We start from the raw sequence: 12,675 nt of genomic DNA on the forward strand, positions 1-12,675 counted from the left end.
TCGACCGTCCCCCTCACGCCGCGCCGGAGCCAGCACCGGAGCCCGCGCCGACGGAGCGGTACACGTCGAGCGTCTGCCGGGCGATGGCGTCCCAGGAGAAGTGCTCCACGGCGCGCTGCCGACCGGCCAGGCCGAGCCGCGCGGTGCGCGCCGGGTCGGCCAGCAGCGTGTTGATCGCCGCCGCCAGGTCGGCGACGAACTTCTCCGGGGCCAGCGGTCGCCCGGACCCGTCGGTGGCCTGGTCGATCGGGACCAGCAGACCTGTCTCACCGTCGGCCACCACCTCGGGGATGCCGCCGGTCGCGGTCGCCACCACGGCCGTCTCGCAGGCCATCGCCTCCAGGTTGACGATGCCCATCGGCTCGTACACGGACGGGCAGACGAAGACGGTGGCGTGGGTGAGCACCTGGATCACCTCGGGCTTGGGCAGCATCTCCGCCACCCACACCACGCCGGAACGGTTGGCCCGCAGCTCGGCGACCAGGCCCTCCACCTCGGCGGCGATGTCCGCGGTGTCCGGGGCACCGGCGAGCAGCACGAGCTGGGTGTCCGCTGGCAGCTCCCGGGCGGCCCGCAGCAGGTAGGGCAGGCCCTTCTGCCGAGTGATCCTTCCCACGTACACGACGCTGGGCCGGGACGGGTCGATGCCGAGCCGGTCCAGCACGTCGGTGCCGCCGTCCGGGGCGTACTGAATGGTGTCGATGCCGTTGTAGACCACCCGGACCCGGGACGGGTCGATCTGCGGGTAGGCGGTGAGCACGTCGTTGCGCATCCCCCCGCTGACCGCGATCACCGCGTCGGCGGCCTCCATCGCGGTGCGCTCGATCCAGGAGGAGAGCGCGTAGCCGCCACCGAGCTGCTCGGCCTTCCACGGCCGCAGCGGCTCCAGGCTGTGCGCGGTCACCACGTGCGGCACCCCGTGCAGCAGCTTCGCGGTGTGGCCGGCGAGGTTCGCGTACCAGGTGTGGCTGTGCACCACGTCGGTGCCGGCCGCGCCGGCGGCCATCTCCAGATCCACGCCCATCGTGCGCAGCGCGGCGTTCGCGCCGGTCAGGCCGGGTGATTCGGCGTACGCGGTGACGCCCGGCTCGGTGCGCGGCAGGCCGAAGCAGTGCACGCGTACGTCGGTGTGGCGGCGCAACTCCCGGGCCAGGTACTCGACGTGCACCCCGGCGCCGCCATAGACCTCCGGCGGGTACTCACGAGTGAGAAGGTCGACGCGCAGAGGGGTGGGTTCCGTCATGACCTCGCACCCTAGTGCAGAAGAGTCCCCGTACGAGTGGTGAAGTCGGACGCGGGTGGATAGCGTCGGGGCATGGCTGCCAAGGTGCTCGCGATCGTCCTGGCGGGTGGTGAGGGCAAGCGCCTGATGCCACTCACCACGGATCGGGCCAAACCGGCCGTCCCGTTCGGCGGGATGTACCGCATGGTCGATTTCGTCCTCTCCAACCTGGCCAACGCCGGCTTTCTCAAGATCGTCGTGTTGACCCAGTACAAGTCCCACTCGCTCGACCGGCACATCACCAAGACCTGGCGGATGTCCACGCTGCTCGGCAACTACGTCACCCCGGTCCCCGCCCAGCAACGGCGTGGTCCCTGGTGGTTCGCCGGCTCCGCCGACGCCATCTACCAGAGCTTCAACCTGATCAACGACGAGCAGCCTGACTACGTGATCGTTTTCGGCGCCGACCACATCTACCGGATGGACCCGCGGCAGATGGTGGACGACCACATCGCCTCCGGCGCCGGGGTGACGGTCGCCGGCATCCGCCAGCCGCTGTCCATGGCCGACCAGTTCGGCGTCATCGAGGTCGGTGAGGACGGCAAGCGCATCCGCGCGTTCCGTGAGAAGCCCACCGACGCCGTCGGCCTTCCGGACGCGCCGGACGAGATCTTCGCCTCGATGGGTAACTACGTCTTCACCACCCGTGCGCTCTGTGAGGCCGTGGAGCGCGACGCGGAAGACAAGACCAGCAAGCACGACATGGGCGGCAGCATCATCCCGATGTTCGTCGAGCGGGGCGAGGCCAACGTCTACGACTTCCGCGACAACGAGGTGCCGGGCAGCGACGACCGGGACCGCGGCTACTGGCGTGACGTGGGGACGCTCGACTCGTTCTACGACGCGCACATGGATCTGATCAACGTGCACCCCGTGTTCAACCTCTACAACTTCGACTGGCCGATCTACACCGAGCAGCCTCCGTGGCCGCCCGCGAAGTTCGTGCACCAGTGGGGCGAGCGGGTCGGCCGGGCGGTCGGCTCGATGGTCTCCCCGGGGTCGGTGATCTCCGGGTCGCTGGTGGAAAACTCGATCATCTCGCCGAAGGTGCGGGTGCACTCCTGGGCGCACGTCGAGGGCTCGGTGCTGATGGAGGGTGTGGAGATCGGCCGGCACGCGGTCATCCGGCGGGCCATCCTGGACAAGAACGTGTTCGTCCCGGAGGGCGTCGAGATCGGCGTCGACCTGGAGAAGGACCGGCAGCGCTACACCGTCTCCGACAATGGCATCGTGGTGATCGGCAAGGGCCAGAAGGTCGAGCCGTGACCGCCGCGCACTTCCCGAGGAGGATCCCGCAGTGACCCACCCCCGTGCCGGCCAGCCCGCCGAGCCCGCCGACCTGGTCGACGTGCCGCGCCTGGTGACCGCCTACTACGCCGAGCATCCGGACCCAGCGGACCCGGCGCAGCAGGTCTCCTTCGGCACCTCCGGCCACCGCGGTTCCAGCCTGCGCAACGCGTTCAACTCCGACCACATCCTGGCGGTCACCCAGGCGCTCTGCGACTACCGGCGGGAGCAGGGGCTGGACGGGCCGCTCTTCCTCGCCCGGGACACCCACGCGCTGTCCGCGCCGGCCGCGGTGGACGCGCTGGAGGTGCTCGCCGCCAACGGCGTCACCGTGCTGGTGGACAGCCGCGACGGCTACACCCCGACTCCGGCGTTGTCGCACGCGATCCTCACGCACAACCGGGGGCGTACCAGCGGGCTCGCCGACGGCATCGTCATCACCCCGTCGCACAACCCGCCCGACGACGGCGGCTTCAAGTACAACCCCACCAACGGCGGGCCCGCCGACACCGACGTGACCCGGTGGATCCAGGACCGGGCCAACGCCATCCTCGCCGCCGGGCTCAAGGAGGTCCGCCGGATCACCTACGCGCGGGCTCGGGCCGCCGACACCACCGGGGAGTACGACTTCCTCGCCCGCTACGTCGACGACCTGCCGGCCGCGATCGACGTCGACGCGATCCGCGCCGCCGGGGTCCGCATCGGCGCGGACCCGCTGGGCGGGGCGAGCGTGGCGTACTGGGGTGAGATCGCCGAGCGGCACCGACTGGACCTGACCGTGCTCAACCCGACGGTCGACCCGACCTGGCGGTTCATGACCCTGGACGGCGACGGCAAGATCCGGATGGACTGCTCCTCGCCCAACGCGATGGCGTCACTGATCGCCGCTCGCGCCGATTTCCAGATCTCCACCGGCAACGACGCGGACGCCGACCGGCACGGCATCGTCACCCCGGACGCCGGCCTGATGAACCCCAACCACTACCTGGCGGTGGCGATCGGTCACCTGTTCCGTACCCGTACCGGATGGGGTCCGTCCGCCGCAGTGGGCAAGACCCTGGTCTCCTCCTCGATGATCGACCGGGTCGCCGCCGACCTGGGCCGGCCACTGTTGGAGGTGCCGGTCGGCTTCAAGTGGTTCGTGCCCGGCCTGCTGGACGGGGCCGTCGGCTTCGGTGGCGAGGAGAGCGCCGGGGCGTCGTTCCTGCGTCGCGACGGTTCCACCTGGACCACCGACAAGGACGGCCTGCTGCTCTGCCTGCTCGCCGCCGAGATTCTGGCCACCACCGGGCGCAGCCCGAGCGAGCACTGGGCCGAGTTGGCCGAGAAGTTCGGCGCCCCCGCGTACGCCCGGATCGACGCCCCGGCCAGCCGGGAGCAGAAGGCCGTGCTGGCCAAGCTCTCCCCGGAGCAGGTCACCGCGACCGAGCTCGCCGGTGAGCCGATCACCGCGACGCTGACCACCGCCCCCGGCAACAACGCCCCGATCGGCGGCCTGAAGGTCAGCACGAAGTCCGGCTGGTTCGCCGCGAGGCCCTCCGGCACCGAGGACGTCTACAAGATCTACGCCGAGTCCTTCCAAGGCCCCGACCACCTGAAGCAGATCCAAGAAGAAGCCAAAAACCTGGTAGACCAAGCCCTAACCACCCCCTAACCACCCCCTAACCCCACCCTCACCCCCACCCCCACCCGCCCCGGGTCCGCGGGCAACCCCGCGTTGATCAAGAGGTTTCGGTCACCCCGCTCGGCGTGTCGTGACGCAAACCTCTTGATCAACGAGGCGGGGCGGGACCGGGGTGGGGGGTGTGGGGGGTGTGGGGAGGGTTGGGGGGTTAGCAGGGTGGGGGTAGTTCTTGTTCGGCTCGGCGGAGGAGTTCTTTGGGGAGTAGCTCGCTGAGTTGGTCGGGTAGGAACGGCAGGTCGAGCAGGCTCATCTTCAACTGGTTGCGTTCCTGGTAGCGCAGCGGGTCCAGGCGGACCACCAGGCCGGCGTTGCGGCGGTAGCTGATGTCCACCGCCCCCTCGGTCGCCGCGTCGCGGAACACCAGGCCGTCCATCTCCACCACGACCGGCGACGACTCGGGCTGCAACTCCAGCCGGATCTTCTCGTCCGCGGCGAGCACCACCGACCGGGAGATGCCGGCCATCGGCGCCGACGGAGTGATCACCACGGAGTCCGCCGCCGGGGAGACCAGCGGGCCGCCGGCCGCGTAGCTGTACGCCGTCGAGCCGATCGGGGTGCTGACCACGACGGCGTCGCAGCGGTAGTAGCCGTACTGCTGGCCGTCGATGGCCAGGGTGAGGTTGACGAAGCCGGAGCCGGGCTGACGGACCAGCGCGATGTCGTTGAACGCCACGACGTCGTCGCCGCAGACGTCACAGGCGAGGCAGGCGTGCGACTCGATGGTGAAGTCCTTCGACAGCAACCGGCTCAGCGCCTCGGGCAGCTCCGGCGGCTCGATCTCGACGAGAAAACCCAGACGACCCAGGTGTACGCCGAGGACCGGCTTCGGGTCCAGGACGGCGGAGCGCAGCGCACCCAGCATGGTGCCGTCGCCGCCGATGCTGATCAACGCGTCGGCGCGCGTGGCGACCTGGTCCGCCGGCACCGATTCGACGCAGGACGGCACGCGGTGCTGGTCCTCTGCACGCACGATCAACGTCTTGTGGTGGCGCGTCGCCCACCGTTCGATGATCCCGACCACCTCGGTGACATCCCGGGTGGGGTGCAGCACAAGTCCCAGCCCCGACACCCGTACAGCTCATCACATCGGCGCTGCCCGCACCCGGCGTACCGCCGAAGGTGCGCCGGCGGTCCGGAGACCACCGGCGCACCGTCGCCACCGTCAGTGGCGGGGTCGACCGGTGAGGTGGGTCAGCGAGCGGGCGACCAGGTCGTCGCGGGCCGCCGGGGGCAGGCCCTCCAGCCCGAAGCCCAGGTACACCGTGTCCCCGGTGACCACCACCGAGCCCTCCTCGAACGCCTGCTGGCTGCGCGACCAGTCGTTGGCGTTGCCGCCGGACCCGGCCGGTGGTCCGGCCACCGTCCAGCCGCCCAGGTCGGCCGACTCGAACGAGGTCTCCGCCACGGTCGCACCGTCGACCAGCACCCGGGCGTCGTCCACGAAGGCGCCGAGACCCTGCGTGGACCAGTCCGAGGCGTACGTGATCGACACCTCGACCTGCTTGCCGGCGTAGCCGGACAGGTCGACCGCGAACTCCTTCCAACCGTTCGACGTCCCCGTCGCGGCGTTCCAACTGCCGGTGCTCCCGGTGGGGGAGCAGTCCGCACCCTGGTAGTGGGTGAGGAACGGGTGCAGCTCGTCCCAGCTGCTGGCGCAGCTCTCCCCAGTGACCGTGCTGGTCTTGCCGTTGGTGTCCGGCAGGGTCGTCCAGTTGTCGCTGCCCACCTCGTGCGCCTCGACGAAGAGGAAGTCCCAGTCCTGCTCGATCTCGTACGAGGTGAAGAAGCGCAGTTCACCACTGCTCGCCCCGGTGAGGTCCACCGTGCGGGTGAGCCGCTTGTACGACTCGTCGGCCTGCCCGCTGTGCAGGTACCACTCACCCGTACGCGGGTCGAACGGGGCCCCGCCCGGTCGGGTCCAGCCCACCGGCGCGGAGCTGGCGAACTGTGGGAACTCGTCCGGTGGCAGGAAGCTCGACGTGGTCAGGAACGACGCGGTGTGCGTCTGGTTCTCCGCCGAACCGGGCGCGTTGAGCTGCCCGCTGAAGCCGGTGAACGGTGCGGCGGTCCCGGCGACCGGGTACGGCTGCCCGTCCGGGCTGGTGCCGCCGTCGCTGACGTAGGTGTGCGCGCCCAGCCAGTACTGCTGGAAGTCGTTCAACAACGGCAGGCAGCTCAGGGCCTCGGCGTCGGTGCACTCCGGCGGCGCGTCCGGGTTGTAGACGTACGACCCGTTGGCGCCCTGCGCGTACAGCGCGTACTGGCCGCTGACCAGGAGCTTGCCACCCTCGTTGAGGTAGTCCCGAACGGCCAGCTCGGTGTCCAGCGCCGCCTTGGCCGTGGTGCCGGCCACCTGGCCGGGGGAACGCAGGATCACGTCGTCGCCGGTTTCCCAGACCACCGCCTGGTAGTGCGACAGCACGCCGAGCGGGTGTGGCGCCTTGCGGCCCATCGCGTCGAAGTCGTACACGTCGCTGCTGCGCCCGGCGGCGCTCAGCGACGCGGCGACCTCGTCGGCGTACTTCGCGGTGGTGCCGGTCTGCGCCGGGCTGAGGCCGGTGACGTCCTCCATCGCGAGGACCAGCACGTCACCGCCGATGTCGCTGTGCACCCGGTAGGTGAAGTGCTCGCTTGCGACCACCCCGGCACGCGGTTTGTTCCCGGTGAACCAGACCTCGACCCGGTCACCCGGCTTCGCGCCGGTGACCGTGCCGCGCAGTTCGGCGTAGTAGTCGTCGTGGGTGTCGCCGTACCGCTCGCCGCCGCGCCACTCGCGGACCGCGACAGTCTTCGGCCGCCCGCCGTTGACGAGGTAGTGCATCCGTACGTTCTGCAGCGAACGGCGGGTGATCGAGGCGACCTGCTGGGTGCGCCCGTACGAGGTGTCGAACGTGTCCACCTGGAAGTCCGGGGTGCTCCGACCGACGACCGACACCGGTTCGTCCGGGTCCGCCGCCGACTTCGCCACGGCCAGCGCGAACGGCAGGTTCTTGCTCACCTCGCCGGCGATGAGGGCCTCGTCGTCGGGGAAGATGAAGCCGCTGACGCAGTCCTCCGGGCGCCACTGGTCGTCCGGGTCGACCGCCGAGGCGGCTTCGCAGGTGGACATCTCCGGGGTGAAGCCCAACGTGCCGTACTTGACGGTGGCGTGGCTGTCGGTGTCACCGTTGGTGGTGTACAGCTCGGCGGAGATGTCCGGGTCGTAGCCGGGCACCGCGGGGTGGGCGTCGTCGCCGGCCATCGCCTCGTAGATCACGTCGTCCGGGGTGGGGGTGCTCACCTGCCAGCCGACGCCGTAGAGCAGCAGCTCGGCCGCCGAGTGGTAGTTGACGAAGAACTCGAAACCGACCCGCTTGAAGAGCCGGTCCAGGGCTACGGTCTCCGGCTCCGAGTTGGGGCCGGGACCACGGTAGGTCTCGCTGTTCGGTTCGGGTGACGAGCCCTCGTTGTCGTACCCCCACTTGTAGCTGAAGTTGCGGTTGAGGTCGACGCCGTCGCCCGAGCTGATCTGCCCGTCGCCGTTGTTGTCGCGCAGGTTCTTGCGCCAGAGCCGGTTGCCGGGGGTGAAGGTGTAGTCGTAGCCGTCCGGGTTGGCGACCGGCAGGAACCACAGCTCGGTCGTGTCCAGAAGACGGGTGATCTCCCGGTCGGTGCCGTAGCTGTTCAGCACGTGGTGCATCAGCCGGCGGGTCATCTCCGGAGTGATCCACTCGCGGGCGTGCTGCGCACCGGCGTAGAGGACCGCCGGTCGTTTGCCGTCCGCGACGGTCCGCGCGTTCTTGGTGACCTTCACGGCGAGGATCGGCTGGCCCTGCTGGCTGCGGCCGACCGTCTCCACCTTCGTCAGTTTCGGGAAGCGGGCGGCGGTGGCGTTCAACTCGTCCCGGAGGCCGCCCGGTTCGCCATAGGGGCGAAACGCCGTCCAGCCGGCCGCGGCCTGCTCCCGCAGCGCCTGCGACGCGTCCTTGCCGTGCACCTTCTTCACCGACAGCGGGACACCCTTGTCGGTCAACCGCTTGGCCTGCCGGCGGCTGAGCACCGTCTCGACAGTCGTCCGGCCGGCCGAGTCCGTCTTCGCGTCGTGGCCGAGGTCGACCCCCGCCGCGCGTAGCTGATCCCGCTGTTTCGCGTCGACCGTGCCGACGTACACCTCCAGGCCGTCGCGTGCGCCGGGGTCGGACGGTGGCTTCGCGCTTGCCGGCGGGGTTATCGCCAGTGCGCCGAGCAGGGTGACCACGCTGGCGATCGCCAGTCGTCTCGGTCTCATCGCGCCTCCTTGGGTGAAGGACCTGTAGGCGCGAGCCTTCTGGTGTGGGGTTATCGATGTCAATAGTTCGATGGGCGTGAGGTTGCTGCCCGTGTCGACGTCGCTGCCTGGTGTAATGGTCGGGGCAGTGCTGGCCCGGAGCGCCGCAGGTGCCCGACGATCGCCTCGCAGAACACCGCCTCGATGTCGCACTTCTCCTCGACGTACCGCCACTGGCCGTCCGCCCGGACGTGGTAGCCGGTCGAATTCTCCGCGGTCACCGTGCCGAAGTGCAGGCACTGGAACTCGAACAGATGGAACTCCGCGCCGTCGTAGCCGATGTCCAGCGAGGCGAGCGGTGTGCCGAGGATGTCGGAAATCTGCTCCGCGTAGTCCAGCAACGCGAACGGATCGACGCCCGCCATATCCGAGAAGTCGAAGTCACCGCTGCCACTGGCCCGGAAGTCACCGGGGCGGTTGCGGCGGTACAGGGTGTAGTAGCGCTCGCCCATCCGAAGCACCTTGAAGTCACCGTTCACGCCCGGCACCAGCGCCTGCACCAGGAACTTCTGTCGGTGCAGCGACTGAGCGTGGTGGTCGCGACGCAGCAGCCGCCGGCCGCGCTCGCGGACGGCCTCGGTGCGGTCGTGGGTCCGGCTGAGGGTGCGGGCGGTGCGCAGCAGTTCCTGTCGGTCGGCGGCGCGGGCCACGAACTGGGAGCCGGCGCCGTACGCCGACTTGACCACCTTCGGCCAGGGCCCGTCCAGCGTCGTCGTGGCCAGTTCCTCGTAGGTCCCGAAGGTGCGGGTACCGAGGCGGCGGGCGTCGGACGGGAAGAGTTGGGCGCGCAGCGCCTCCATCATCACCTTGTTGTGGTGCGCGCGCAGGTAGCGGTAGCCCGGGATGATTCGCGCGCCTGCGGTTTCCAGCGCCAGCACCAGATCCTCGATCCAGCTCTTGTAGTGCAGCCCGCGATCCTCGGACGAGGTGTAGAGCACCGGCACCCCGTGCAGGCCGCCGCTCAGGTCCAGGTCGGCGAACCGGACGACCTCCGGTTCGAGGCCGGCGCGGGTGAGGTACGCGGTGATCTTGTCGAGGTCCATCGTGCACAGGCCATGCTTGGTGCGCGCCGTGGAGTAGAACGTGCCGCGGTAGTCGGTCAGGATCAGAATTCTGGTCATGTCGGTCTCTCTGCTGGCAGAGGCTCTTGGCCGGCGGTGCGGTTCGGACGGTCCGATGAACTGGACGCCGGCCAGTAAAACATGCGCTAATCAGACTACAGCCGCACAAATGCAAACGTATGCAGCGTTCGTGTCGTGTCGGTTGCCATCCTCTGTCCTGCATTTCGGCGATTGCGGCAATGCTGGCGAGTAGGCCGAATTACACTTCGGACCGCGCGATCAGTCCCAGCCGCAGCGAGAACCGGGGGTCAGCGTTGCTCAGCATGGTGCGCGGCATGGCAAGAGCCCTGCGGGACCGGCGGGCCGCCGCCCGGGACCCGGAGGGATTCGCCCGGTCCATCGGCGTCACCCTGCGGGGCCGGGTCCGGTTCTACGGCATCGACCGGGCGATGTTCGGCTCCGAGCCGTGGCTCGTCTCCCTCGGCGACAACGTTTACATCACCGCCGGGGTCCAGTTCATCACCCACGACGGCGGCACGTTGATCCTCCGCAAGGAGGTGCCGGACCTGGAGTGGACCGCGCCGATCAGCATCGGGGACGACGTCTACCTCGGCGTGCGGACGACCATCCTGCCCGGGGTGACGATCGGCAACCGCTGCATCGTCGGCGCCGGCTCGGTGGTGACCCGGGACATCCCGGACAACAGCGTCGCGGCCGGCGTTCCGGCCCGGGTGATCCGCAGCGTCGACGAGTATCTCGACCGGATGCGCGCCCGGTCGCTGGGATGCGGGCACCTGCCGGCAGCCGAGAAGGCCGCGGTGATCCGCCAGATCTACGGGGTGCCCGAGCAGGCCGGCGCCGGCAGGGCGGGAATCTGATGCGAGTTGCCGCCGGTCGACCCGGTGCTCTCCTCGGCCCGGCGGTCGTGGCGCTGGATCGTCTCCTGTGCGCCGGTGCCCGGGCCCGCCGGGCCGTCCGAGGGTTCGCCCTGGCCGGCCGTTTCGCCGCCCGGGGGGACAACTTCACCTTCGACCCGGACGGTGTCTACACCTGCGAGACGATCGAGGTCGGGCACAATGTGGACCTCGGCTACCGGCCGGTCCTGATGGCGGCCCGGGCACGGATCCGGATCGGCGACAACGTCATGTTCGGTCCCGAGGTGACCATCCGGGGTGGCAACCACCGCATCGACCAGGTCGGCGTACCGATGATCGCGGTCGGCAAGGACCCCGACGACGAGACCCACGACCGGGGAGTCGTCATCGGGGACGACGTCTGGGTGGGCACCCGGGCGGTGATCCTGCACGGCGTGACCATCGGCCGGGGCGCGGTGATCGGCGCCGGCGCGGTTGTCACCCGGTCGGTGCCACCGTACGCGGTGGCCGCCGGCAACCCGGCCCGGGTGATCCGACTGCGCTGGCCACTGGAGACCATCCAGGACCATGAGCGGCAGCTCTACCCGCCGGAGCGTCGACTGACCTCCGTCGAACTGGCCGGCCTGGCCGGGCTGCCGGTGCCCGAGCCGCGGCCGGCGCCGGTGACGAAGTCGCTGACCACCGGCCTCCAGGCCCGGTAGTCGAAGCAGTGTGCCCGCTCCCGGGCCGCCCGGCTCATCATCGACCAGCCCGGATCGTCGAGCAGTAGCGCCCGCTCCAGCCCACGCCGGACGTCGTCCACGCCCGAACCGTCGAGCACGATGCCCTCCCGCCCGTCCACGATGTACCGGCGGAGATCGCTCGTGTGGTTGAGCAGCACGGGGCAGCCGGCGGCCAGACTCTCCGGCACCTTGGACGGGAAACCCGCCTGCGCGTAGCCGGCCGGCGGGCGGACCAGCACCGAGAAGTGCGCCCGGCCCAACTCGGCGAGCACCCGGTCACGCGGCACCCACCCGAGGAAGCACACCTGGTCGTCGAGGTCGGCGGAGCTTGCCCCGTTCAGATCGGAGAGGTCGCCAGCCTGTTCCCGGCTGATCCCGGCGATCACCAGGCGCACCCGGGCCCGCTCGGCGGGCGCGAGGCCGCGGATGGCCTCCAGCACCACGGACAGGTGGTCCTTGGCGCCGGCCGAGCCCGCGTAGAGCAGCCGGAGCCCGTCGGTGAGCGAGGGCGGGGCGGGGTCGTCGTAGCCGGCGCAGTCCACCTGTGGCGGCACCACCAGGGTCGGGCGACCCTGGCCGACGAAGTGCCGCTCCAGCACCTCGGAGATGGCGATGACCTGGTCGGCGAACCGGCCGACCAGGGAGAACGCCCACCGGTGCCGGAGGAAGTAGGGCGTGCGCCAGCCCCGGGGAAACTGTGCCCGGTCGTGCCGTTCGAGCACGTCCACGGTCACCGGGCAGCGCACCGCCGCGCGTAGCACCGCCCAGGTGAACAGGTCCCACAGGCCCAGCGGCAGGTATACGCCAGCCAGCCGACTCGGGCGAACGCCCGCGCGACGCAGCGCGGCGAGCACCCGCAGCGGGCGGAGGCGCCGGTGCAGCCAGCGGCCGAGGACCCCACCGCCGATGCGGCGGCGGGGCAGGGTGATCAGTCGCACGTCCGGTGGCAGATCCGGAGCGGCGGCAGGGCGCGACCCGTCGTCGGGCCAGTCGTTGACCACCAGGGTCACCCCGCCCGGTGGGGTGGCCGACCGGGCCAGTTGCAGCAGGCGGTTGGACAGTGCGTCACCGTGCGGAAACCGGTACGCGGCCAGCGCCAGCACCTGCGGCGTCGCGCTGGGCCGCAGGGCCGGGATGAGGTGCGCGATGGCGGCGGGCTGGCCCACGATCTGCTCCCTGAGAATGGGTTCCTGACGGTTTGAGCGTTTAGTCTAGGTTGTCCTGTGTGGTCACGCGCTGTCCCTGCGTCGTGTCGCGGTGCGTCGAGTGACGAATCAGCCACCTTTCGTCACCACCGCAGGTGGCCGTCGTTGTAGGAATGACCTGTCGACGGGGCATGGAGGCGGCACCGGCATGCGACCACCGAGCACCGGGCAGGTGCGTGCCGCCGTCTGCCAACCGCCCCGCAGGAACGATGAGCCGCCGCGGCTCTGCCGCCCAGCGTCCCGGCGGCTCTGC

Annotated in this window: 8 protein-coding genes and 1 pseudogene; 4 read left to right on the forward strand and 5 right to left on the reverse strand. The window is 70.2% G+C overall.

All coding sequences use genetic code 11. The features are described 5' to 3' along the window. Window positions 1–13 precede the first annotated feature (13 nt). On the reverse strand, window positions 14–1,243 hold the full coding sequence (gene glgA, locus C7C45_RS02490; RefSeq protein ID WP_110561981.1) for a glycogen synthase: 1,230 nt from the start codon (window positions 1,241–1,243) through the stop codon (window positions 14–16). Between the two features lie 72 nt (window positions 1,244–1,315). Between glgA and glgC the strand changes: the two genes are divergently transcribed. Both glgC and pgm read left to right on the forward strand, forming a co-directional pair. Then, entirely contained in the window at window positions 1,316–2,548 is a 1,233-nt protein-coding gene (gene glgC / locus C7C45_RS02495) for a glucose-1-phosphate adenylyltransferase (protein WP_110561982.1), read from the forward strand. Between the two features lie 31 nt (window positions 2,549–2,579). Continuing rightward, window positions 2,580–4,223 (forward strand): phosphoglucomutase (alpha-D-glucose-1,6-bisphosphate-dependent), encoded by a 1,644-nt coding sequence (gene pgm / locus C7C45_RS02500; RefSeq protein WP_110561983.1) that lies wholly within the window; start codon window positions 2,580–2,582, stop codon window positions 4,221–4,223. Window positions 4,224–4,401: 178 nt separating this feature from the next. On the opposite strand, the gene C7C45_RS02505 is transcribed toward pgm, so the two are convergent. From C7C45_RS02505 to C7C45_RS02515, 3 genes are all read right to left on the reverse strand, one after another. After that, window positions 4,402–5,313, reverse strand: a complete 912-nt coding sequence (locus C7C45_RS02505) for an NAD(+)/NADH kinase (protein WP_425271107.1) — start codon at window positions 5,311–5,313, stop codon at window positions 4,402–4,404. A 102-nt stretch (window positions 5,314–5,415) separates the two neighbouring features. Further along, a complete protein-coding gene (locus C7C45_RS02510) occupies window positions 5,416–8,520 on the reverse strand; it encodes a M14 family metallopeptidase (RefSeq protein ID WP_110561985.1) in 3,105 nt (1,034 codons plus the stop codon). Between the two features lie 59 nt (window positions 8,521–8,579). Continuing rightward, window positions 8,580–9,680 carry an ATP-grasp domain-containing protein gene (locus tag C7C45_RS02515; protein WP_110561986.1) on the reverse strand — a complete coding sequence of 367 codons (1,101 nt, stop codon included), beginning with the start codon at window positions 9,678–9,680 and terminating at the stop codon, window positions 8,580–8,582. A gap of 275 nt (window positions 9,681–9,955) precedes the next feature. Here C7C45_RS02515 and C7C45_RS02520 point away from each other — a divergent pair, with 275 nt between their 5' ends. Then, complete coding sequence (locus C7C45_RS02520) at window positions 9,956–10,498, forward strand: DapH/DapD/GlmU-related protein (protein ID WP_244200204.1); 543 nt, start codon at window positions 9,956–9,958, stop codon at window positions 10,496–10,498. Further along, window positions 10,498–11,196 carry an acyltransferase gene (locus tag C7C45_RS35440; protein ID WP_110561988.1) on the forward strand — a complete coding sequence of 233 codons (699 nt, stop codon included), beginning with the start codon at window positions 10,498–10,500 and terminating at the stop codon, window positions 11,194–11,196. The genes C7C45_RS02520 and C7C45_RS35440 overlap by 1 nt, the downstream gene beginning before the upstream one ends. Window positions 11,197–11,216: 20 nt before the next feature. Here the strand turns inward: C7C45_RS35440 and C7C45_RS35655 are convergent. Next, window positions 11,217–12,383, reverse strand: a pseudogene (locus C7C45_RS35655) (glycosyltransferase); the annotation flags it as partial. Window positions 12,384–12,675: the final 292 nt, after the last annotated feature.

The organism is Micromonospora arborensis, assembly GCF_003205615.1.
GTDB classification, from domain to species: Bacteria; Actinomycetota; Actinomycetes; order Mycobacteriales; family Micromonosporaceae; genus Micromonospora; species Micromonospora arborensis.

Coding starts and splice junctions, on each gene's coding strand:
- glgA (WP_110561981.1), bottom strand. CDS start 1,243: ATGACGGAACCCACCCCTCTGCGCGTCGACCTTCTCACTCGTGAGTAC.
- glgC (WP_110561982.1), top strand. CDS start 1,316: ATGGCTGCCAAGGTGCTCGCGATCGTCCTGGCGGGTGGTGAGGGCAAG.
- C7C45_RS02510 (WP_110561985.1), bottom strand. CDS start 8,520: ATGAGACCGAGACGACTGGCGATCGCCAGCGTGGTCACCCTGCTCGGC.
- C7C45_RS02515 (WP_110561986.1), bottom strand. CDS start 9,680: ATGACCAGAATTCTGATCCTGACCGACTACCGCGGCACGTTCTACTCC.
- C7C45_RS02520 (WP_244200204.1), top strand. CDS start 9,956: ATGGCAAGAGCCCTGCGGGACCGGCGGGCCGCCGCCCGGGACCCGGAG.
- C7C45_RS35440 (WP_110561988.1), top strand. CDS start 10,498: ATGCGAGTTGCCGCCGGTCGACCCGGTGCTCTCCTCGGCCCGGCGGTC.